This is a genomic window from Acidovorax sp. GW821-FHT10E04, assembly GCF_059415185.1.
In genome coordinates, this window is sequence record NZ_JBWKMT010000001.1 from 153704 (window position 1) to 175499 (window position 21796).

Consider the following 21796-nt stretch of genomic DNA (forward strand, 5'->3'; position numbering starts at 1 on the left):
TGAAAGGAAAGCCCCCTCGGGGCTTCTTTTCGTTCAGGGCGCCCGGGCGTGGTCAGGCCGGCCCCGCGTTCGCCTGCAACGCATCCAGCACCTCCTGCAGGGCCTGCGGCCGCACGAGGCGCGCCACTTCCTGCCCGTTCTTCAGGAACACCAGCGTCGGCCACAGCTTGACCCCAAAAGTGCGGCCCAGGCGCTGGCCGGGGCCGTCTTCCACCTTGATGTGCGCCACGTCCGCGCGGCCCTTGAGCGCCTGCTCGATGAGGGGCTGGGCCCGCTGGCAGTGGCCGCACCAGGGCGTGCCGAACTCGACGACTGCCGCGCCCGGCAGGCGGTCCACATCGTCGCGGGAGGGGGGCGTGGCAAGGTGCTGGGCGGCGTAGGTCATGGGCAGAGTCCACGGAGGGAAATAAAAACAAATGGAAGGCAGTGGGTTCCAGACTAGCGGGACAGGGGTGGACGGGTACCGGCCCGGTACCCGTGGCCGTGTCAGATCACGCCGTCAAAGAGCATCACATCCACCGCGTCGCCCACCGCCACATTGCCCTGGCCGTGGCGCAGCACGATGAGCCCGTTGGCCTGCACCATGGAGCTGAGCACGCCCGAGCCCTGGTTGCCCGTGGTGCGCACCTGCAGCGTGCCGTCGGCGGCGGTGGTGACGGTGCCGCGCTGGTACTCGGTGCGGCCGGGTTTCTTGCGCAGGGCTTCGGTGCTGGTGGCGCGCACCAGGGGCGGGGCGGTGTGTGTGCTGCCCATCATGCGCAGCAGGGCGGGGCGCACGAAGGCCAGAAACGTCACCATCACGGCCACCGGGTTGCCGGGCAAGCCGAACAGCACCGCGCCGTTGTGGGATTGTTTGCTATTATTTTGGTAGCTATTGGCGCTTGCTGGATCAGCGCCAGAGGCTGTTTTTTCCTCAAATTCCGTGGCGGCGATGCTCCCTGCGGCCATGGGGCGGCCGGGCCGCATGGCGATGCGCCAGAAGGCCACGTCGCCCAGCTTTTTCATCATGGTGCGCGTGTGGTCGGCCTCGCCCACGCTCACGCCGCCGCTGGTGATGATGGCGTCGGCGCGCTGTGCCGCGTTGCGAAATGCCGCCTCCAGCAGCGCGGGCTCGTCGCGCACCACGCCCAGGTCGATCACCTCCACGCCCAGGCGGGTGAGCAGGCCGAAGACGGTGTAGCGGTTGCTGTCGTACACCGCGCCTTCGCGTGGGGCTTCGCCCAGGCTCAGGATCTCGTCGCCGGTCGAGAAATACGCCACGCGCAGGCGGCGGAACACCGTCACCGTGGGCAGGCCCAGGCTGGCCACCAGGCCCAGCGCGGCGGGTGCCAGCAGCGTGCCCTGGGCCAGCGCAACGCCGCCTTCCAGGAGGTCTTCGCCCTTGAAGCGGCGGTTGTCGCCGGTCTTGAGCACGCCGGCCGCGATGGTGATGTGGCCATCATCGGCTGCGGCCGTGGTGAACTCCTGCGGCACCACGGTGTCCAGGCCCGGGGGCATGATGGCGCCGGTCATGATCTTCACGCAATCGCCCGCCGCCACGGTGCCCACCCAGGCCTTGCCCGCCAGCGCCGTGCCCACCACCCGCAGCGTGAGGGGCTGCCCTGGGGTGAGTTGTGCGCCGGCGAACGCATAACCGTCCATCGCCGAGTTGTCGTGCGGGGGCACGCTGAGGGGCGAGACGACGTCCCGCGCCAGCACGCGGCCCAGGGCGTCGAAGAGGGGGAGCTCTTCGGTGGCGGTCACGGGCTCGACCAGCCGCTGCAGAAACGCATTCACGTCGGCGGCGCTCAGGGCCTGCGGGTCGTAGCCTTGCAGTTCGGCGGCAATCTGGGCAATGGTTTTCATGGGTCTCAGTAGCTTTCAATCAGTCGTGCAGCACGCGCACCATGTGCAGCTTGTCGAAGCCCACGCCGTCCACCACGATGGCGTGGGGCAGCAGGCCCCAGGCGCGGAACCCGGCCTGCTCGTACAGGCGCACGACGTGCGTGTTGGAGGCGGTGACGGTCAGCACGAGCTGGGTCAGCCCGGGCACGCGGCTGGCGGCCTCCACACAGGTGGCCACCAGTTGCTGGCCGATGCCCTGGCGCTGCGCACGGGGCGCCACCATCATGCCCACCACCACGGCGCAGTGGCGCTGCTTGGCGCGCTGTTCGCGTTCACAGCCCAGGCAGCCGAGCAGTTGGCCCGTGGCGTCGAAGGCCCCCAGGAAGAACTGGCCGGATTCCAGGGTGCCAAAGCGCGTCACGTACTCGCTGGCATCGCGGCCCACCGAGGATTCGTAGTCGGAGGTGAACGCATCCGGCGCGGTGCGCAGCGCCTCGTCGCGCAGGGCCTTGTAGGCCACGGCATCCGCGGCGGCCAAGGGGCGGATCCGTACGGAACTGGTGGCCGGAAACGGGCGCGTGTTCATGGCGGTTGGGAGGCGCGTCAAGCCTGTGGGGCCTGTGGGGCCTGCGGTGTGCTGGTGCTCTCCAGCGCGTGCAGCTCGGCCAGCGTATTGGCGTTGAAGAAGGCCTTGGGGTCATCGCCCGGCTGGTCGAAGGGCACGATGGCGCAGTGGTGCTGGCCCGTCCAGGCGTCGATCTTGCGGCCGCCGGCCTGGGTGAAGGCGACCAGGCTTTCGAGCAGGTCCACGCGCAGCAGGCAGAACACCGGCTGGGTGCGCACGCTGGTGCGGCCCGTGCCATCGTCTTCGGGCGCCGCGGCCATGGCGATGTCGGCGTCCTGGGCGTCCGCCGCGGCCGCCAGGCGCTGGGCCAGGTCCAGCGGGAACAGCGGGGTGTCGCAGGGCACCGTCAGCAGCCAGGGTGTTTCGCAACGCTCCAGCCCCGTCAGAAAGCCCGCCAGCGGACCAGCGTAGTCGGCCAGCACATCGGGCCACACGGGGGCGCCAAACGCCTCGTAGGCCGCGAGGTTGCGGTTGGCGTTGACCATGGTGGCGCCGGTCTGCATCTGCAGCCGCATCAGCGTGTGCAGCGCCAGCGGCAGGCCGCGAAAGTTCTGCAGGCCTTTGTCGACGCCGCCCATGCGGCTGCCGCGTCCGCCTGCAAGCACGAGGCCGGTGATGTCTTGGGTTTCGATCATGGGGGTGGGCGATGGGTGAAAAGCAGGGTGCTACAGCGGCTGCCGGGCACGCAGCGCGGTCAGTTGCAGGCACGAAAGGACGGCCGTGCAGGCCAGCAGGCCCAGGGACACGGGTTGCGCGAACGCCCCGTGCCCCAGCGCAAAGAACAGGCCGTGGATCGCCACGGTCAAGGCTCCCAGGCAGGGCATGAGCTTGTAGAAGGCCAGGGCCGAACGGCCGTCGCCCCGGGCGACCTGCGCCTGGGCATACAGCACCAGCGCAATGATGGGCAGGTTGAGCAGCAGGTTGACCTGGTTGCCGCCGGGAATGTGGAACAGCTCCCACTCATGCCAGTACGCGGCGTCGATCTGGTGCGTGACCAGGACGGTGGCATTGGCCAGGAACAGTGCGCGGTGCGTGGATTGAAGGGGCATGGGGTGGGTGTGGGCAAGAGGTGAAGGCCGCGGCCACCCATGGTGCCTGAAAACCGTCGGCGCCCGGACCATGGCGCGGGGCGGGGGCTCCGCAGGGCCGAGATGCACGGGGCCGGCCCCACCGCTAGCCGCCGATATAGCTCATCTCCACCCGCCGCGCGCCACCCTGTGTGGTGTCCGCCGGCAGGCTGCTGCGCAGCTCCGAATAGCGGTCGCCGCGCTGTTGCCAGATGGGGGCGATGGCCGAGGCGATCGCTTCGTCGCTGGCGCCGCCGCGCAGCAGGGTGCGCAGGTCGTAACCCTCCGAGGCAAACAGGCACAGGTAGAGCTTGCCTTCGGTGGACAGGCGCGCGCGGTTGCAGTCGTGGCAGAAGGCCTGGGTCACGCTGCTGATCACGCCCACCTCGCCCAGGGCGGGGTCGTACTGGCCTTGTGCGTTGGTGTAGCCCCAGCGCTCGGCGGTCTCGCCGGGGCTGCTGGGGTCGAGCTGCACCAGCGGCAGCTCGGCGCGCAGGCGTTCGATCAGCTCGGCCGAGGGCAGCACCTCGTCCATGCGCCAGCCGTTGGTGGCGCCCACGTCCATGTACTCGATGAAACGCAGCGTGGTGCCCGTGCCGCGAAAGTGGCGCGCCATGGGCAAGATTTCATGGTCGTTGGTGCCGCGCTTGACCACCATGTTGACCTTGATGTGCGACAGGCCCGCCGCGTGCGCGGCTTCGATGCCCGCCAGCACGTCGGCCACCGGAAAGTCCACATCGTTCATGCGGCGAAAGATCGTGTCGTCCAGTCCGTCCAGGCTCACGGTCACGCGGTTCAGGCCCGCATCCTTCAAGGCCTGGGCCTTGCGCGCCAGCAGCGACCCGTTGGTGGTGAGGGTGAGGTCGGGCGCCAGGCCGTCCACCGTGCGCAGCTGGGCCAGCTGGGCCACCAGCGCTTCCAGGTTCTTGCGCAGCAGGGGCTCGCCGCCGGTCAGGCGGATCTTGCGCACGCCGTGCGTCAGGAACAGCCGCGCCAGCCGGGTGATCTCCTCGAAGCTCAGCAAGGCGCCGTGCGGCAGGTAGGGGTAGTCCTTGTCGAACACTTCCTTGGGCATGCAGTAGTTGCAGCGGAAGTTGCAGCGGTCCGTCACGCTGATGCGCAGGTCGCGCAGCGGGCGGCCCCGGGTGTCGGTGAGTTGGCCCGTGGGGGCCACCGGGTGCGTGGGCACCCGCGCCGCCAGTGCGGCGATGCGTTGGTCCACCAGGGGAATCACACGTTCGGCCATGGGGTGATTTTGCCGCAAGGGGCCCCGCAGAGGGGCAAGCCCCTGCGCGCGGAGTTGATCGCGGTCAAGTTCTACCCCGGCGGCGGCGTGGCCCGCCTTTGACATGGCGCAGGGCGCTCTGGATGTTGCATTGCAACAATACGGCATCCGATTTCAGGGGATTCCCATGCCAGTTCGTGAGTTCTTCGCCGACGCCCTGCCATGCCAGCGCCGCGTGGCGGTTCAATGGGTGGCTGCGGGCATCCTGCTGCCCACCTGGGGCCACAGTGCCCAGGCGCAGATAGGGCTGTCGGGGGCCATCAACTATGCGGGCTGGTTCCGCGCCCTGTCGCAGCGGATGGCCAAGGCCTATTGCCAGCAGTACCTGCAGGTGCTGCCGGGGGCGGCGGTGGATGTGATGGGGCTGGCGCGCAAGATGGTGCAGTCGGGCAGCAGCGAACTGGCGCGGGGCCTGCAGTCGGGGCGCTGGCCGGCCGACGTGGGGCGCCAGCTGGAAGAAGTGCAAAAGCAGTTTGCCCTGCTCAACCAGTTGACCGCCGTGCCAGCCACCCAGACGGCGCTGGTGGTGGCGGCGTCCGACCAGGCCGACCGCACGCTGCTGGTTTCCCAGGCCGTGACCGAGTCGATCGAGAGGCTGGCGCAGGCCCCCAGCGCGCGGCTGGTGAACCTGGCGGGCCGCCAGCGCATGCTGTCGCAGCGCCTGGCCAAGAACTACTTTCTGCACGCGGCCAAGGTGGAGTCCAAGGTGGTGCAGGCGCAACTGGCCTCCGACGCCGCCGACTTCCGCCAGGCACTGCAGACGTTGAAGGCGGCGCCGGTGTCCACCCCCGCCATCCGCAACGAGCTGGAGCTGGCCGACTCGCAGTGGCTGTTCTTTGAATCGGCCCTGCGCCGCCCGGCCGATGACGTGGGGCTCAACGCCGTGGCCACCACCAGCGAGCGCCTGCTGGGCGTGATGGACAAGCTCACCAACCTGTACGAGGCAGCCCTGCGCGAGGTGCTGGGCTGAGCGTCCGGGGGCAATCCGGCCATCCGGCCCCCCATCAGCCGCTGCAGGCCGCGTGCTGCGTGAAGTCCGCCAGGCGGCAATCGCGCCCCACCAGCACCAGCCGGGTGTCCAGCGCGTCGAAGAATCCCGGGGGTGGTGGCAGGGGCAGGCGCTGCACGCGTTTGTGCGCGTCGATGCGCACCGCCGCCAGCTCATAGTCGCGCGCCAGGGCCATCCACAGGCCGTGGGCCCCGGCGGACTGGCGTGCCCCGGTCATGAGGCTGCGGCCCGAGTCCAGCCACCAGCGGTAGATGGCGGAGGCAATGCCCATGCGGCGGTAGCCGTCCACCACCTTGGTGTGGGGCGCGCGCAGGTGGCGGTCGGTGCGGCGGTCCACCTCGACCAGCCGGTTGAACACGGTGTAGGCCACGATGCGGTTGCGCTGCGGGTCGATGGCGTAGACAAAATACTCGCCGTCGGCCTCGCGCAGGCGCAACTCCAGCCCGTGCAGGCGCAGGGGCAGCGCGCGCATCGCGTCGCGGGTGCGGTGGTTGGTGCGGATGCGTTCGTGCAGTGCGTCGAACTCGCGCTGGATGTCGCGGCCCGACAGGTCCACGTCGATGCGCAGTTCGGTCAGCAGGTGGCCCAGCGCACCCAGCCAGCCCCGGCCGGCCGGGGCACCGGGGGCGACGCGGGGCGCGAGGTGCAAGGCGCAGGCTCCGGGCATCATGGCGTGTGCCCCTGGCCATCGGTCCAGCAGCCGCTCAGCAGGCGCGCGGGCTGCTCACGGGCGCACACCCGGGCGCTGTGGGGCCAGTCGGGCAGCGGCACCACCAGGCCGGCGTACACGCCATAGGCTCCACCCGCCGCGATGGTTTCCCCCGCCGACAGGCTTTCGCCCGCGCGGATGGCCCCTCCTGCGTGGATGCGCCCGCCCGCGCGCACGCCCGAGCCCACCTGCAGGTGGCCGCGGCAGTCCACGTCGCCCGCCACCTGCAGGCCGTGCGTGGCCTGCACGGCCGCGTCGCCGAGCAGGTGGCCGCCCACCTTGATGCCACCGCCGCCGTCCAGGGCGCCTGCCACGCGCAGGTCCTGGCCCACGGTGCAGTGGCCGCCGATGTGGGCCGAGGCGCCAGCGTCCAGCTCGCCGCCCACGCGCAGGCCGCCCGTGCACTGCAGCCGCTGCGCCACCACCAGGGAGCCGCCCACGCGCGCGTCGCCGTGCAGCCGCACGCTGCCCTCACAGCGCAGCGCGCCCGCGACGCGCAGGTCTTCTCCCACCCGCAGCGCACCGCCCACCCGCAGGCCGCCCAGCACGCTGAGGCTGCGGCCGGTGCGCAGCACACCGTCCACGTCGGCGCTGCCCTGGCACCGAACGCTGCCGGCGAACACCAGCGCATCGGCCTCCAGATGGTCCACCTCCAGCACGTCGTTGGTGGGGCCGAACTGGTCGAGCATCCAGCAGGCGTCTTCCACCCGGCCTTCGCGCACCAGGTCGTCCAGCAAGGCCTGGTAGTTGCTGGCGCCCTCCTGGCGGCGCAGGTACCAGCGGTAGCCGTCGGCGCAGGGCCGTTTGGCGCGGATGAAGTGGCGGGTGATGTCGGTGGCGGCCGTCAGGCCGGCAGCGGCCCCGTCGGCGGGGTCGTGGCGCGCGGGGGGGCACGGGGCGAGCGAGATCTCGCCGGAAGGGAACGGGGGCATCAACACTCCTCAAGGCTGCCCCGGGCCGTGGCCTGGGCGCAAGCAAGCGCCTGGGGGATGGGCCCGGCGACAGGAGGTGCGCGAAAGAACGTGGGGGAGAGGGTGTCGCCGGGCTCAGGAGTCTGCAGCAAGCGTGCAGACCCGGCGGTCGCCGGCCTGGAGGGTGGCTTGCGAGCGCGCGGCACGGCGCAGCGGCGCGGTGCCGCTGGGGGTCGTGACGGGAGAGGCGCTTGCAAACATGGATGGGCGGCACTATAGGCAGCTGCCCTGCAACCGTCAATCAATCCGCACCTCCCTGGTGCGGCTTGTGCCTGCGCGGGGCGGCCTCCGGCGGCCTTGCAGGTGGCGGGCGCCCGGGCGCGATCCCTTGCGAGACCGCCAGCAGGTGCCTACACGCAGCGCCCGCCGTCCACCTCGATGCACACGCCGCTGACGAAGGACGCCTCGTCGCTCGCCAGGTACAGCGCGGCGTTGGCCACGTCGAGCGCGGTGGAGAAGCGGCCCAGCGGAATGGTGGCCAGGAACTTGGCGCGGCGCGCCTCGTCCACCGGGCCGCCCGCGAACTCGGCGGCCAGGCCGGTGTCGGGGTTGAACACGGGGTTGATGCAGTTCACGCGGATGTTGTCGGGGCCCAGCTCGGCGGCCATGGACTTGCTGGTGATGATGACGGCGCCCTTGGAGCCGTTGTACCAGGTCAGGCCCGGGCGGGGGCGCAGGCCGGCGGTGGAGGCGATGTTGATGATGCTGCCGCCACCGGCCTGGCGCAATGCGGGCACGGCGTGGATGGCCGACAGGTAGATGCTCTTCATGTTGATGGCATAGACCTTGTCGAACTCGTCCTCGCTCACTTCGAGCATGGGGCGGTTGCGGTGCGTCCAGCCCGCGTTGTTCACCACCACGTCCAGGCGGCCGTACAGGCGCACGGCCTCGTCCACCATGGCCTTCACTTCGGCGGACTTCGTCACGTCGGCCTTGAAGAAAGCGGCCGTGCCGCCTGCCGCCGTGATCTCGGCCACCACGCGCTGGCCTCCTGCCTCGTTGATGTCATTGACGATGACTTTGCCGCCCTCCGCGGCCAGGCGCTTGGCGATGCCTTCGCCAATGCCGTTGCCGGCGCCGGTGACGATGATGGATTTGTTCTGCACACGCATGGGTGTCTCCGATGGGTTGTGGTGAGATATATCAAAATTGATAGCTGCCAGCGCTTATTCAACCAGCGCTAGAGCCCGATGGGGCTGAAACTTCAGTGGCAGGGGCCGTCGGGGCGGCCGGGGCGGGTGCCTTGGATTCCCGGCCATGGAACTGGGGGAAAAATTCCTTCACGCCGCTGCCGTTGAAGTCCCACCCCGTGCACTGGCCCAGGTGGCGCGGCGGCTCGTCGGGGTGGCTGGCGGCAAACACCGCAGGCACCGACTGGAAGGCCGCCGTGGCCAGGTTGAACAGCAGTTCGCGCAGGTGTGTGCAGCTTTCCACGCCGCCCAGGTGCTTCTGGATGGCCTGGCGCCAGCCGCGCGCCATGCTGCAGCCCACCATGCGCTGCAGCGCCGCCTGGGCCTCGGTGCAGCCCTTGAGCGGGTGCGAGTCCATGGACACGTCCACCGCCTGCACCACCAGCTGGCGGTTCACGGTCACGCGCAGCCACATGTGGTGGATGGCCTCACCCGCCAGGCGCGTGCGCGTCGGGTCGCGGTGCGAGGGGGCGTCGTAGGCCTTGCTGTCGTGCAGCTCGCCCTCGATGTCCCACAGGCCATCGTCGCGTTCAAAGCCCTGGTAGTTCACCCGGCGGACATGCTTCAGGGTGCGGGGGGCGGGGGGGCTCAGGGGCATGGAGGAAGAAAAATCGTCGTACAGAAGCAGCCGAGGTTAGCGGGGCCTGCCCGTGCCGTCGTGCGCGGGCGGGACACTGAGAACGTGTTCACGATCTCGCAGGGGATCGCGTTGGAGCGCAATCGGGATGAGTGGATGCTTCGGATGCGCCGCATGGGCTCATGCCCATGCAAGCAGCCGAGGCGCCCAATCGCCCGATTTCGCTCCAACCCTTCGGGCAGTGGTCTTTGCGGGCAGTCTGCGGCGTTGCGGCGCTTGCCAATAGCCGAGCTATTGGCTGTCCACCGCGCCTTGCATCCCATCCCGCAAAAACCACTGCGCGACCCCTGGGAGATCGTGAACACGTTCTAAGGCCTTCAACCGTACTTGATGGCGACGGTCTTCAAGGTGGTGAAGCCGTACAGCGCCTCAAAGCCCTTTTCGCGCCCGTAGCCGCTGGATTTGACGCCGCCAAATGGCAGCTCCACACCGCCGGCCGCGCCGTAGTTGTTGATGAACACCTGGCCGCTGTGCACGCGCTTGGCCATGCGGAACTGGCGCGCACCGTCGCGCGTCCAGATCCCGGCCACCAGGCCGAACTGCGTGGCATTGGCGAGTTCCACCGCATGGTCCTCGTCCTGGAAGGCCATGGCCGACAGCACGGGGCCGAAGACTTCTTCCTGCGCCAGGCGGTGGCCCACGGGCACATCGCGCAGCAGCGTGGGGGCTTGGTAGTAGCCGGTCTCGGGCGCTTCGTCCACCACCACGCCCTGGGCCACCATGGGGATGCCGGCCACCTGCGCGTCGGACAGGAAGTCCCACACGCGCTGCTGCTGCGTCTGGCGGATCAGCGGGCCCACGTCCAGGTCCATGGCGGCGGGGCCCACGCGCAGCTTTTCAAACGCCTTGCCCAGGCGTTCGAGCAGGGGTTCATAGATCAGCGAGTCGATCAGCACGCGCGAGCCCGCCGAGCAGGTCTGCCCGGCGTTCTGCACGATGGCGTTGATGACCACGGGAATGGCGGCGTCCAGGTCGGCATCGGCAAAGATGATCTGCGGGCTCTTGCCGCCCAGCTCCAGCGTGACGGGGCAGTGGCGCTCTGCGGCCACCTGCTGGATCAGCGTGCCGATCTTGGGGCTGCCGGTGAAGCTGATGTGGTCGATGCCGGGGTGGCGCGCCAGCGCGTCGCCCACCTCGTGGCCGTAGCCGGTGACGATGTTCAGCGCGCCGGAGGGGAAGCCCACCTCGGCCGCCAGCTGCGCCACGCGGATCAGCGACAGGCAGGCGTCCTCGGCGGGCTTGACCACGCAGACGTTGCCCGCCGCCAGGGCGCCGCCCACGCTGCGGCCGAAGATCTGCATGGGGTAGTTCCAGGGGATGACGTGGCCCGTCACGCCGTGGGGTTCGCGCCAAGTCAGCACGCTGTAGCCGTCGGGGTAGGGAATTGTCTCGCCGTGGAACTTGTCGCACGCACCGGCGTAGAACTCGAAGTAGCGCGCCAGCGCAATGGCGTCGGCGCGTGCCTGCTTGGTGGGCTTGCCGCAGTCGCGCTGCTCCAGGGCCGTGAGTTCGTCGGCATGCTCCAGGATCTTGGCCGAGAGCTTTTGCAGCAGGCGGCCGCGCTCCACGGGCGCCATCTTCTGCCACACCGCGTGGTAGCACTGGCGCGCCGCATGCACCGCCGCATCGATGTCGTCGGCGTTGCTGCGCTGGATTTCGTCGAAGGTCTGGCCGTCGGACGGGTCGATCACGGGGATCGTGCGGCCCGAGGCGGACGGAACCGAGGCGTTGGCGATGTAGTTCAGTTGCATGGCCGTCATTTTGCCCGGAAATGGAATGTGTGCTTACTATTTGTATGAAAAATGGCTATGGCGCTTGATGGTAAAGCGCTGGTTGCTATATATTTAATAGTAATTCAATAGCAGGTGGCCCGCAGCGCCGCCAGGTCCAAGATCTCCACCTCGCCACGCTGCACGCGCACCAGGTGGCGCGACTCCAGGTCCTTGAGGATCTGGTTGGTGGTCTGGCGCGAGATGGCCAGCATCAGCGACAGCTGCTCCTGCGAGATGCCGATCACGCGGCGCGACTGGCCCTCGGCCGTCCACTGGCCGTAGCCCTCGGCCATCATCACCAGGCGGCGTGCCAGGCGCTGCGGGGCGGGCAGCAGCGCCAGTTCCTCCATGGCCACGAAGGCGGTGCGCAGCTTGTCGGTGAGCAGCAGGGCCAGCGCATGCCAGTGTTGCGGGTGGGCCTGCAGCCAGGCCTGCAGCCGTTCGTGCGGCACCTGCAGCAGCGTGCTGGCCTCGGCGGCATGGGCGTCGTGGGTGCGCGCCGAGCCGTCGAACACCGAGATCTCGCCAAACCAGTGCGGCGGCTCCAGCCGCGTGAGCAGCGCAGCGCGCGCCTCGTGCGCCCGCCCGCCCGTGCCCGAGATGCTGATGGCCCCGCGCACCACCGCGTACAGCCCGCAGGGCGCGTCGCCGCGCAGGAACAGCACCTCGCCCGGCTGCAGCTGGCGCAGGTGGGCCATGGCGATCAGCGGCTGGGCAAAGTCCGGCGGCAGGTGGGCAAACCAGCGGCCGGACTGGAGAACGGGCAGGTAGGCGGCGGGGTCGGTCATGCGGGGAGGGCGGGGCGCGCGCGGGGCGGAAGGAAGGGGCTGAAGGGGAAGTGCTGAAGGGAAGGGGGCTTTTTGTCGTGTGTACGACAGACGTTGCGGCCCCTGCGGGGCGACCATTGATCCTGCTCAAAACAATACCAGGAGACACCCATGAAAACCCTGATCGACCACCTGGCCCAGTACGCCGACTACCACCGCGACCCGCGCAACATCCACACTCACTTCGTGGGCGTGCCGATGATCATGTTCGCGGTGGTGGTGCTGCTCTCGCGCCCCGCGTGGGCGGTGGGCGGCCTGCCCCTGACCCCGGCGCTGTTCTGCGCGCTGGCCAGCAGCGTCTTCTACCTGCGGCTCGACCTGCGTTTTGGCCTGGCCATGGCGGCGCTGCTGGCCGCGATGCTGGTGGTGGCGCAGTGGGTGGCGCTGCAGTCCATGGCCGTGTGGCTGGCCACGGGCATCGGCCTGTTCGCCGTGGGCTGGGTGATCCAGTTCGTGGGCCACCATTACGAAGGCCGCAAGCCCGCGTTCGTGGACGACCTCGTGGGCCTGATCGTGGGCCCGCTGTTCGTGGTGGCCGAGTGGGCCTTCGCGCTGGGCCTGCGCAAGGAAGTGCAGGCCGCCATCGAACTGCGCAGCGGACCGGTGCGCCTGCGCACGGGCCAGGCGGCGGCCTAGGGGCACGCCGCTTTTCCCGCCCGCCTCGCTGCCCCTTTTTCCTTCTCTTTCTCTCTCTCCTTGTCGTCCGGTCGCGGCACTCCGCCCATGGCGCCCTTGTGGCGCCGTGGGCATCGCCGTTTCCACCCGCTTTGAACGGAGCACGGCCCTCTGCGGGCCGTGTGTGCACATGAGCTTTGTTTCCATCCTTCCCACCCTGCTGTTCATTGCGCTCGGGCTGGTCATGTTCGGCCTGGGCCTGTCGCTCACGGTGGGCGACTTCAGGCGCCTGCTGCAGCATCCGCGCGCGGTGCTGCTGGCCCTGGTGCTGCAGGTGCTGGTGCTGCCGGCGGCGTGCTACGCCCTCATCGTGCTGCTGGGCGTGGCCCCCGTCTACGCGGTGGGGCTGATGCTGCTGGCGGCATCGCCCGGCGGCGTGTCGGCCAACCTGTTCAGCCATCTGTTCGGCGGCAACGTGGCGATGAACATCTCGCTCACCGCCATCAACACCGTGCTGTCCATCGCGAGCCTGCCGCTCATCACCAACTGGGCCATCGACACCTTTGCCCGCACGGGCCAGGTGGTGCCGCTGCAGTTCGGCAAGGTGGTGGAGGTGATCGTCATCGTGCTGGTGCCCGTGGTGCTGGGCATGGCGGTGCACCGGCGCGCGCCGGCGTTCAGCGCACGCATGGAAAAGCCCATGAAGATCTTCAGCGCCGTGGTGCTGGCGGCGTTCGCGCTCATCGCCATCGCTAAGGAGTGGACGGCGCTCGTGGAGTCCTTCGCGGGCATCGGCCCGGCCGTGCTGCTGTTCAACGCCATCAGCCTCGCATCGGGCTACTACCTCGCACGCGCGGCGGGGCTGGACAAGTCCATGGCCACGGCGATCAGCTTCGAGATCGGCATCCATAATTCCACGCTCGCGATCTTCATCGCGCTGTCGGTGCTCGGCAACTTCCAGCTCGCGCTGCCCGCCGCCATCTACTCGGTCAGCATGTACCTCCTGGCCACGCTGTTCGGCATGCTGGTGCTGCGCCGCCCTGGCACGGCGGCCGCGGCCAAGGTGGCGTGAGCGCGATGCGGCCGCTGATGAAGAAGGCGCTGCTGGCCCTGGGGCTGCTGGCGGTGTTCGCGCTGGGCGCGCTGGCCTGGGCGCTGCAGCAGCACCCCTCGCTGCAGCCGTACGCGGATCTCCGCTGGAAGGTGCCCGCCGGCGGCGAGGCGCCGCCACCCGTCAAGGTGACCTTCCTGGGCGTTTCCACCGTGCTGCTGGACGATGGCGAGACGGCGCTGATGACGGACGGATTTTTCTCGCGCCCCGGCAAGCTGCAGACCTTCCTGGGCAAGGTGGAGCCCGACATGCAGGCCATCACGCAGGGCCTGCGGCGTGCCGGCCTGCCGGGCGAAACGGGCAGGCTGGCGGCGGTGATCCCCGTGCATTCGCACTACGACCACGCCATGGATGCGCCCGAGGTCGCGCGGCGCATGGGTGCGCTGCTGCTGGGCTCCGAGTCCACGGCCAACGTGGGGCGCGGCTGGGGCCTGGCCGAGGCGCAGATCCGCGTGGCGAAGCTGGGCGAGCCGCAGCGCTTTGGCCGCTTCACGGCGACGCTGTTCGCCAGCCGCCATGCGCCCACCGGCTTCACGGGGGGCGAGGTCACCGCCCCGCTGCACCCGCCGGTGCGTGCCAGCGACTACAAGGAGGGGCAAAGCTATGCCCTGCACGTGGAGCATGGCGGCAGGACGCTGCTCATCGTGGGCAGCGCGGGCTTCGAGCCTGGCGCGCTGCGCGGCGTGCAGGCCGACGTGGTGCTGCAGGGCATCGGCGCGCTGGGGCCCCGGCCCGAGAGCTACCGCGACGCGCTGTGGACCGAGGTGATCGCCGCCGTGGGCGCCCGGCGCGTCATTCCCATCCACTGGGACGACTTCTGGCAGCCTCTGGGCCGGCCCATGCAGCCCATGCCCCCGCCGCTCGATGCCTTCGATGTGTCCATGGCCTACCTGCGCGAGCGGGGCGCGCGCGACGGCGTGGATGTCCGCCTGCCGCTGGAGTGGCAGGCGATGGACGTGTGGGCCGGGCTGTCCGCGCGCCGTTGAGCGGTGAGGGGTGAGGGAGCAGGGCGGCGGGCCCGGCGCGGCGTGGTGCTCAGACGGCTGGCAGGGGCCGGGGGCGGGTCTTGTACAGCAGCGCCGCCGTGGCCACCGCGCACAGCGCCACCAGCGCGCACAGGTGGGGCAGGGCGGCCGACAGCGGCGCGCCCAGCTGGTTGAGCCGCAGCGAGGCCTGCACGCCCGAGGTGCTGGGCAGCAGCCAGCGCAGCCACTGCAGCGGCTCGGGCAGGGCCTCCACGGGCCACGAGAAACCGGCCACGAACGCGATGGGCAGCGTGGTGAACAGCAGTACCTGCAGCGCGCGCTCGCGGTTGCCGAACCACAGCCCCAGCAGCGACCCCAGCGCGGCGATGGCGGGCACGTAGCAGGCCAGGAGCGCCAGCGCGCCCAGCGGGTTGCCGCCGCGCGGGTAGCCGTGCAGCACGAAGATCCAGCCAAAGTAGAACAGCCCGCTGGCCCAGCCCAGCGTGCTCAGCGCCAGCAGGCGGCCCAGCCAGGTGGTGGCGCTGGCGCGGTGCTCGCCGGCCTCCACCCAGGTGCCGGTGAGCAGGGCGGCGCCCATGAGCAGGGTCTGCTGCAGGATCAGCAGCGCCACGGCGGGCACCACGAAGCTGCCATAGCCCTCGATGGGATTGAAGAGCGCCACCATCTGCAGCTGCACCGGCGCGCGGCTGGCCGCGGCCTGCTGCGCGCTCTGGCCGCCGGCCTGCAGCTTGCGGATCTCGACCCCGGCGGACACCGTGCCCACCGCCTCGGCGAAGCCGTACTGCACGGCCTTGTTGAGCAGCGCATAGGCACCGTTGGCCTCGATGCTGACCACCGCGTTCTCGCCGCGCACCACGCTGCGCTTGAGGTTGGCGGGGATCAGCGCATAGCCTTCGATCTCGCCGCGCCACAGGGCCTCCTGCGCCTCGCGCTCGCTGCCCGTGACCAGGCGCACCTCGATGCGCGGGTCGGCGTCGGCAAAGCGCGTGATCTGGCGCGACAGGCTGCTGTGGTCCATGTCCACCACCGCCACGGGCACGCGGGTGAGCACCTCGTCGGCATAGAACCAGGGGTAGAAGAAACCGTAGAGCACGGGCGCGCCGATCAGCAGCAGCAGCACGCCCTTGTCGCGCGCCATGGTGGCCAGCGCCAGCAGCCAGGCGTGCAGCAGGCCCCGGGGGGCGGGGTTCGTGTGGACGTGCATGTCAGCGGCCTCCCCAACTGGCGGGCTGGCCCGCGGCAAGGCTCAGCCCCATGGCGGCCACGAGCCAGAGCACGCCGGTGGCGATGAGCAGCGCCGCCATGGTGGACACGCTGGTGGCCAGCGGCGCGCCCATCTGCAACTGCTCGATCTGCAGCCGGATGTAGTGCGTGAACGGCATGGCCTCGGCCCAGGCGCGCGCGCTGGCGGGCATGCCCGCCAGAGGAAACGCCACGCCGCTGAACGCGAACGCCGGCGCCGCGAAGAACCCCGCGCCCGACAGCGCGGTGCGCAGCGAGCGCGTGAGGGCCGCCAGGGCCGCGCCCGCCGCCACCGACACGGCCATCAGCAGCGCCAGCGCGGCGGCCACCCAGGGCAGGCTGCCCGGCGGGTGCCAGCCCCGGCCCCAGGTGATGCCCGCCAGCGCCAGCAGGCCCACCAGCGTGAGCGTGGCCCAGGGCAGCACGAGCTTGCCCAGCAAGGCGCCTGCGACAGGGACGAAACGGCCCGTGCCCAGCCACTCGCCCAGGCTGCGGTCGCGCAGCTCGCGGCCCACCGTCCAGGCTCCGGCCGTCATGGCCAGGATGTGCAGCAGCGCGGGGATCAGCGCCGCGCCCAGGAACTGCTCGTAGTTGCTCGACACGTTGAACAGCGCCACCAGCTGCGTGTGGATGGGCTCCATGCTCACGCGCATGGCCTGCGCGCTTTCGCCGCGCTTGTTGCGCGCGGCCATCTCGATGCCCGCCGACAGCGTGCCCACGGCGGCGCGCACGTCGCGCTGCAGCAGGCCCGAATGCGTGCCCATCTGCGCGTTGTGCAGCAGCGTGACCTGGGCGGCGCGGCCTTCCTTCACGGTGCGCGCGAAGTCGCGCGGGATGGTGACGACGGCATAGACCTCGAGGGCGCGCAGCGCGCGCTCCGCCTCGGCCGCGTTGGCGTGGTTCTGCGCGATGCGCACGCCCGGCGTGGCGTCGAGCATGCGCACCAGCTGGCGCGACAGGCTGGAGTGGTCCTCATCGACCACCCCCACGGGCAGGTGGCGCGGCAGGCCGGCCGAGAAAATCCACCACAGCAGCGCCACGGCCAGCAGCGGCACCCAGGTGACCATGGCCAGGTCCCAGGGGTCGGCCGCCAGGCGGCGGGCCTCGCGGCGAAAGCTGTTTACTATTGAATTCATAGCTGCTAGCGCTTATCTATCAAGCGCTGAAGGCAATTTTTACATCGATGATCCATTGCGCTTCACGGCCATCGCAGGGCATGGAAGACGCGCGGCCCAGCCAGGGCAGCCGGACAAGGGCCGCCCCGCGGCGAGGGCTGCGTTCCCCTGCCCGCAACGCACAGCGTTGCGAGAGCCGGGGGGAAGCGCCGCAGGCGCTCAGGGGGTGTCGGTACATTTCACTGCACCAGCACCGTCATGCCGGGGCGCGCGCCCTCGATGGGCGCGGCGGGGCGGGCGCGCACCTCGAAGGTGCGGGCGTCGAAGCCCTGGCCCGCGCGCGTGGCGCGCCAGGTGGCGAAGTCGGGCAGGGCGCCGGTGTGGTAGACCTTGAACTTCACCGCCTTGTTGCCCAGGGCCGGCAGCGTGGCGTCGAACTCGCTGCCGATGGCAAAGCGCTGCAGGCGGTCCTCGCGCACGTTCAGCACCACCCACTGGTCCTTGAGGTCCACCACGGTGACCACGGCCACGCCCTGGGGAGAGAGTTCGCCGGTGCGGGCCAGCACCTTGGCCACTTCGCCCGCCACGGGGCTCTTGAGCTCGGTCTCGGCCTGGGCGGCCTCGACCTCGGCCACCACGCCCGCGACCTGGCGCGCCTGGGCGCTGGCGGCCGAGCGGTCTTCGGGGCGGGCGCCGGCGCGGGCCAGGTCGTACTGGGCCCTGGCGGCCAGCGCCTGGTCGCGCGATGCCTTGAAGTTGGCCTCGGCCTCGTCACGCTTTTGCGCGGCCACCAGGCCCTCGCGGGCCAGGCCGTCCACGCGCTTGAAGGAGGACTCGGCCAGGTCGGCGGCGGCCACGGCGCGCTGCCAGTTCAGCCGGGCCATTTCGATTTCCTGCGGGCGGGCGCCGTGCTGGGCCTTGTCGGCCACGGCCTGGGCGGCCTCCTGCGCGGCGGTGGCCTGGGCCAGCTTGGCCTTGACCTCGGGGCTGTCCATGCGGATCAGCGGCGCGCCCACGGCGATCTGGTCGCCTTCCTTCACCAGGATCTGCGCGATGCGCGCGGTCACCTTGGGAGCGATGTCGGCCTCCTGGGCCTCCATCTGGCCCTGGAAAAGCTCGGGTGCGGGCTGCGAGGCCTTCCACAGGCCAAAGCCCACGAAACCGGCCACGGCCACGACGGCCACGGTGCCGATCACGGCGGCCTTCTTGCTGTTGTTCTTGCTGTTGCTCATGTCATTCGCCTTCGTTCGTTTCGCCTTCGTTCATTCCAGCCGCACCGCATCGGCGCGCGCCATGTAGTTGCCAAAGTCTTCCGACAGGCCGCAGCTCTCCAGCAGGTCGGCCAGGGCCTTCACGTAGTCGTGCGCCGCCTGGGCGCGTTCGGTCTGGGCCTTGGCCTGGTTCACCTGCGCGTCGATCAGGTCCAGCGTGGTGCTGGTGCCGGCCTTCAGGCCCGCAGCGCGCAGGCGCAGCACCTCGTCGGCCAGTTCCAGGCTGGGGGCCATGGCCAGGAACTGGCGGCGGGCCTGCTCCACGCCCAGCCAGCGCTTTTCCACCAGCAGGGCGATGTCGTTCTGCGCCTGCGCGCCGGTGCGCTCGGCCTGCTCGATCTGGCGGTTGGACGACTCGGCCAGCGCATTGCGGTCGATCGAATCCCACAGCGTCCAGCGCACGCCCACGCCCGCCACCCAGTCGGCCTCCTTGCCGGTCTTGAGCTGGCGCTGGCCGAAGGCGAACACCTGGGGCTTGCGCAGTGCCTCCTGCGCGGCGTGCAGCTGCGTGGCCTGCTCCTTCTTGGCGGCCACCTTGGACAGGCCCGGGTGGCGCGCGAGCGCGGTGTCGATGAACTGCGGCAGGGGCTCGAGCGGCCCGTTCAGCACGAACAGCGGGCTGGTGGGCGTCACGCGCTCGCTGGCCTTGAGCGTGCGGGTGAGGGCGGTGGCGGCCAGCTCGGCATCGTCGCGCGCCTTGCGGGCGTTGCGGCGGGCCTCTTCCAGGGCGGAGCGGGCCTGCAGGCGCTCCACGCGGGCGATCACGCCAGCGTCCAGCATCTTCTGCGCGGCCGCGTCGTGCTGCTCGATGGTGGCCAGGGCCGCCTCGCGCAGCGCGGCCGCCCGCTCGGCCAGCTGGGTGCCGAAGTAGCGCTGCACCAGCAGCGTGGTCGCTTCATGGCCCGTCCTGGCGGCGTCGGCCTCGGCCTCGTGGGTCTGCGCATCGAGCAGGCCGCGCGCCGCCTGGCTGGCGCCCCCCATGTAGATCGGCCAGACGGCCGAGACGGAGCTGGTGGTGTCGCTCTTGTGGCGGTTGAGCGTGTAGCTCGACGGCAGGTGTGGCAGCTGCGCCAGCGGGGCCGCCAGCTGTGGCGGCAGCTGCGACAGCACGCCGGGCAGCACGCGGTTGAGCGGGTTCAGGTCCACATCCAGGTTGGCGTTGTAGGCATAGGCCGCGCCAGTGAGGTTGACCACCGGGCCGCCCAGGCGCTGCATCGCGTCGCGGCGCAACTGGGCGCTTTCGACGGCATTCTTGGATGCTGCGAGCTGGTCGGAGCGCTGGCCCAGTTGCTGCAGCGCGGTGTCGAAGGCCATCGGCTCGGCCTGCGCGGGCAGCGCGGCGAGAGCGAGGGGGGCGGTGGCGATCAGGCACAGCAAAGCTTCGCCTGCCCGGCTCTTGCGCCGGTGCGTTCTGTTGGATGTCATGTTTCAGCTCGTCGTGGTCAGCGCCTGCCCCGGTGGCCGGGGGCAGGCCGCGCGGTGCAGGGCAGGTGGTTGGTTTGTAGCAGCACGGGGCTTGCGGGTCAAAGGGGCGGTGCGCGGTGGTCCGTTGCCGGCATCAGCGCGCGCCCACGGGGGTGAAGGCGTCGCTGTGTTCGGCCAGCCAGCGCGCGGACAGGTCGCTGCCGTGCTGGCCGGGGTGGAAGTCGCGCCGCAGGTATTCGCGCCAGGGCCGCCACGTCTCGCGCACGAGGCCGCCCTTGCCAAGCAGCGTGCGGGCGGCGCTGGCCCAGGTGCTCCACTTCCACAGCGTGCCGTCGCAGCGCAGGTTGCCCAGGGTCTGGCGCAGCACATCGCCCAGGAACACCAGGGTGATGCGGCGAAACCAGGTGATGCGCCATTCGTGGTTGCCGCCCAGGGCCTGGTACAGGTCGAAGGCCGTGTTCCGGTGCTCCGATTCTTCGGCGCAGTGCCATTGCCACATCGTGGCCAGGCGCGGCTCGGCGCCGGCGAGCGTTTCGGGGTGGGCCAGCAGCCATTCGGCCAGCAGGGCGGTGAAGTGCTCGTTGGCGGCGGTCACGGCCAGCGGGTGGCGCGGATCGGCATGGGCGAAAAGCTTCATGCGCTCCTGCGCGCGGGGAGCCCATTCGTTGACCAGGCCCTGCTTTTCCAGGTGGCCGTTGAACAGCGCGTGGATGCGGCGGTGCGTGGCCTCCTGGCCGATGAAGCCGCGCACTTCGTCCGCGAACCGCGCATGCTGTTCGGGCGGCAGGGCCTTGTGGCCGTCCTTCACGGCGTCGATGAAGAACTGCTCACCCACCGGAAAGCTCATCGACAGCGCATTGAAGAACGCCGAGCGAAACGCATCCCCCCCGCACCAGTGGCGCTCGAACGGGGTTTCAAGGTCGATCAGCAGGCGGCGGACAACAAGTTCGGTCATGGAAAACACTCCTTGGGAAGGCCGGGGAACAGGGCTGGTACTGGTAAGTACCAATGATCTGGATCATGCCTGCCGGGTGTGGTACTGTCAAGTACCCGCTGTGATTCCTGCCCCCATCCGCATGCCGACCCCTGACGCCGCCCCCTCCGCCCCGGCCCCCGAGCCCCGCGCCCGCCTGCTCGAGGGCATGGCCCGCGCGGTGGCCTCCAAAGGCTATGCCGACACCACCATCGCCGACATCGTGCGCGAGGCCAGCGTGTCGCGCCGCACGTTCTACGAGAACTTCGCCGACAAGGCCGAGTGCCTGATCGCCCTGTACGAGGTGGCCAGCGGCAATGCGATCGCGGTGCTGCGCGCGGCGATCGACCCGCACAGCGACTGGCAGGCGCAGGTGGAGCAGGCGATGGGTGCGTACTTCGGCGTGCTCACGCGCAACCCGGTGCTGCTGCGCACGCTGTTCATCGAGATCCTGGGCCTGGGCGCCCCGGGCCTGGGAGCGCGGCGGCGCGCCAACCAGCAACTGGCCGACCTGATGCTGGACGTGGTGAACAACCGCCCGGGCGAGCGCTTGCGCAAGACGCCGCTGCAGCCCACCATGGCCATGGCGGTCGTGGGCGGCATCAACGAGATGGTCCTGCAGGCGATCGAGCAGGAGCGGGCGGGCCAGTTGCAGGAGCTGGTGGAGCCCGCCGCAGCGTTGCTGCGGGCCGCGATTTCGGCGGAGTTCTGAGCGTGTTGCCGGCACGGGTGCCGCAGCCCGCGCCGCGAGCCGGTCACACCTCGTTGGCAAGCTCGATCAGGTTTTCATCCGGGTCGTAGATATAGACCGAGCGCAGCCTGTGGCGTGCGCCCGTTGCACCCACCGGGCCTTGCACGATGGCGACGCCTTCGGCCTGCAGGTGCGCGATGACATCGTCAAGCGGCATCCTGGTGAGAAAACACAGGTCGCCCGAGCCCGCAGTGGCATGGCGCACATTGGGGTCCACCACCGTGCCTACTTCGTGCAGGTTGATCTTTTGCGCGCCGAAGTGCAGCGCGTACCGCCGGGGCTTGAACTCCCGCGCGATCATGCCCAGCACGCGCTCATAAAACGCAATGGTCTTGTCGATGCTGGCAACGGTGAGGACGACGTGGTCGATTGATTCCAGAGCGATGGGCAT

General features: G+C 70.1%; 24 protein-coding genes. 5 read left to right on the top strand and 19 right to left on the bottom strand.

All coding sequences use genetic code 11. The features are described 5' to 3' along the window. Window positions 1-52 precede the first annotated feature (52 nt). From AC07OC_RS00660 to moaA, 6 genes are all read right to left on the bottom strand, one after another. The gene (locus AC07OC_RS00660) at window positions 53-385 is read right to left on the bottom strand and encodes a thioredoxin family protein (protein WP_218341613.1); all 333 of its coding nucleotides are present in this window, start codon (window positions 383-385) and stop codon (window positions 53-55) included. A 101-nt stretch (window positions 386-486) separates the two neighbouring features. Next, window positions 487-1845 carry a molybdopterin molybdotransferase MoeA gene (gene moeA, locus AC07OC_RS00665; protein ID WP_494600317.1) on the bottom strand — a complete coding sequence of 453 codons (1359 nt, stop codon included), beginning with the start codon at window positions 1843-1845 and terminating at the stop codon, window positions 487-489. Between the two features lie 19 nt (window positions 1846-1864). Next, the gene (locus AC07OC_RS00670; protein ID WP_218341615.1) at window positions 1865-2410 is read right to left on the bottom strand and encodes a GNAT family N-acetyltransferase; all 546 of its coding nucleotides are present in this window, start codon (window positions 2408-2410) and stop codon (window positions 1865-1867) included. A gap of 17 nt (window positions 2411-2427) precedes the next feature. Continuing rightward, a complete protein-coding gene (gene mobA, locus AC07OC_RS00675) occupies window positions 2428-3084 on the bottom strand; it encodes a molybdenum cofactor guanylyltransferase MobA (protein ID WP_218341616.1) in 657 nt (218 codons plus the stop codon). Between the two features lie 30 nt (window positions 3085-3114). After that, window positions 3115-3498, bottom strand: coding sequence for a DUF6713 family protein (locus AC07OC_RS00680; protein WP_218297636.1), 384 nt, complete (start codon window positions 3496-3498; stop codon window positions 3115-3117). 124 nt (window positions 3499-3622) lie between these two features. Next, entirely contained in the window at window positions 3623-4762 is a 1140-nt protein-coding gene (gene moaA, locus AC07OC_RS00685) for a GTP 3',8-cyclase MoaA (RefSeq protein WP_218341617.1), read from the bottom strand. A 166-nt stretch (window positions 4763-4928) separates the two neighbouring features. Here moaA and AC07OC_RS00690 point away from each other — a divergent pair, with 166 nt between their 5' ends. Continuing rightward, window positions 4929-5771 carry a type IV pili methyl-accepting chemotaxis transducer N-terminal domain-containing protein gene (locus AC07OC_RS00690; RefSeq protein ID WP_218341618.1) on the top strand — a complete coding sequence of 281 codons (843 nt, stop codon included), beginning with the start codon at window positions 4929-4931 and terminating at the stop codon, window positions 5769-5771. 34 nt (window positions 5772-5805) lie between these two features. Here the strand turns inward: AC07OC_RS00690 and AC07OC_RS00695 are convergent, their stop codons facing one another. From AC07OC_RS00695 to AC07OC_RS00725, 7 genes are all read right to left on the bottom strand, one after another. Then, window positions 5806-6459, bottom strand: coding sequence for a hypothetical protein (locus tag AC07OC_RS00695; protein ID WP_494600318.1), 654 nt, complete (start codon window positions 6457-6459; stop codon window positions 5806-5808). Between the two features lie 17 nt (window positions 6460-6476). Beyond that, window positions 6477-7451 carry a bactofilin family protein gene (locus AC07OC_RS00700; RefSeq protein ID WP_494600319.1) on the bottom strand — a complete coding sequence of 325 codons (975 nt, stop codon included), beginning with the start codon at window positions 7449-7451 and terminating at the stop codon, window positions 6477-6479. Window positions 7452-7565: 114 nt separating this feature from the next. Further along, window positions 7566-7691 (bottom strand): hypothetical protein, encoded by a 126-nt coding sequence (locus AC07OC_RS00705; RefSeq protein WP_255593112.1) that lies wholly within the window; start codon window positions 7689-7691, stop codon window positions 7566-7568. A gap of 149 nt (window positions 7692-7840) precedes the next feature. Next, window positions 7841-8602 carry an SDR family oxidoreductase gene (locus AC07OC_RS00710; RefSeq protein WP_218297631.1) on the bottom strand — a complete coding sequence of 254 codons (762 nt, stop codon included), beginning with the start codon at window positions 8600-8602 and terminating at the stop codon, window positions 7841-7843. A gap of 58 nt (window positions 8603-8660) precedes the next feature. After that, window positions 8661-9278 carry a DUF2889 domain-containing protein gene (locus AC07OC_RS00715; RefSeq protein ID WP_218341621.1) on the bottom strand — a complete coding sequence of 206 codons (618 nt, stop codon included), beginning with the start codon at window positions 9276-9278 and terminating at the stop codon, window positions 8661-8663. Window positions 9279-9634: 356 nt separating this feature from the next. Further along, window positions 9635-11068, bottom strand: coding sequence for an aldehyde dehydrogenase family protein (locus tag AC07OC_RS00720; protein WP_218341622.1), 1434 nt, complete (start codon window positions 11066-11068; stop codon window positions 9635-9637). 104 nt (window positions 11069-11172) lie between these two features. Further along, complete coding sequence (locus AC07OC_RS00725) at window positions 11173-11877, bottom strand: Crp/Fnr family transcriptional regulator (RefSeq protein WP_492245465.1); 705 nt, start codon at window positions 11875-11877, stop codon at window positions 11173-11175. Between the two features lie 150 nt (window positions 11878-12027). On the opposite strand from AC07OC_RS00725, the gene AC07OC_RS00730 reads away from it, so the two are divergent. The 3 genes from AC07OC_RS00730 (at window position 12028) to AC07OC_RS00740 (ending at window position 14628) form a co-directional block, all read left to right on the top strand. Next, window positions 12028-12552, top strand: coding sequence for an Mpo1 family 2-hydroxy fatty acid dioxygenase (locus AC07OC_RS00730; RefSeq protein WP_218297627.1), 525 nt, complete (start codon window positions 12028-12030; stop codon window positions 12550-12552). A gap of 169 nt (window positions 12553-12721) precedes the next feature. Continuing rightward, complete coding sequence (locus tag AC07OC_RS00735; protein ID WP_218341624.1) at window positions 12722-13603, top strand: bile acid:sodium symporter family protein; 882 nt, start codon at window positions 12722-12724, stop codon at window positions 13601-13603. Between the two features lie 5 nt (window positions 13604-13608). Beyond that, on the top strand, window positions 13609-14628 hold the full coding sequence (locus AC07OC_RS00740; RefSeq protein ID WP_255591797.1) for an MBL fold metallo-hydrolase: 1020 nt from the start codon (window positions 13609-13611) through the stop codon (window positions 14626-14628). A gap of 49 nt (window positions 14629-14677) precedes the next feature. Here the strand turns inward: AC07OC_RS00740 and AC07OC_RS00745 are convergent, their stop codons facing one another. The 5 genes from AC07OC_RS00745 to AC07OC_RS00765 all read right to left on the bottom strand — a co-directional run bounded on the left by AC07OC_RS00745 (window position 14678) and on the right by AC07OC_RS00765 (window position 20636). After that, entirely contained in the window at window positions 14678-15832 is a 1155-nt protein-coding gene (locus tag AC07OC_RS00745) for an ABC transporter permease (protein ID WP_218341626.1), read from the bottom strand. 1 nt (window position 15833) lies between these two features. Beyond that, the gene (locus AC07OC_RS00750; protein WP_218341627.1) at window positions 15834-17006 is read right to left on the bottom strand and encodes an ABC transporter permease; all 1173 of its coding nucleotides are present in this window, start codon (window positions 17004-17006) and stop codon (window positions 15834-15836) included. 218 nt (window positions 17007-17224) lie between these two features. Continuing rightward, on the bottom strand, window positions 17225-18217 hold the full coding sequence (locus AC07OC_RS00755; RefSeq protein ID WP_218297622.1) for an HlyD family secretion protein: 993 nt from the start codon (window positions 18215-18217) through the stop codon (window positions 17225-17227). A gap of 30 nt (window positions 18218-18247) precedes the next feature. Further along, window positions 18248-19681, bottom strand: coding sequence for a TolC family protein (locus AC07OC_RS00760; protein ID WP_218341628.1), 1434 nt, complete (start codon window positions 19679-19681; stop codon window positions 18248-18250). 133 nt (window positions 19682-19814) lie between these two features. Then, window positions 19815-20636, bottom strand: coding sequence for a metal-dependent hydrolase (locus AC07OC_RS00765; protein ID WP_218341629.1), 822 nt, complete (start codon window positions 20634-20636; stop codon window positions 19815-19817). A 121-nt stretch (window positions 20637-20757) separates the two neighbouring features. On the opposite strand from AC07OC_RS00765, the gene AC07OC_RS00770 reads away from it, so the two are divergent. Next, window positions 20758-21366, top strand: a complete 609-nt coding sequence (locus tag AC07OC_RS00770) for a TetR/AcrR family transcriptional regulator (RefSeq protein ID WP_218297619.1) — start codon at window positions 20758-20760, stop codon at window positions 21364-21366. Between the two features lie 43 nt (window positions 21367-21409). Here the strand turns inward: AC07OC_RS00770 and AC07OC_RS00775 are convergent, their stop codons facing one another. After that, window positions 21410-21796, bottom strand: a complete 387-nt coding sequence (locus AC07OC_RS00775; protein WP_218341630.1) for a VOC family protein — start codon at window positions 21794-21796, stop codon at window positions 21410-21412.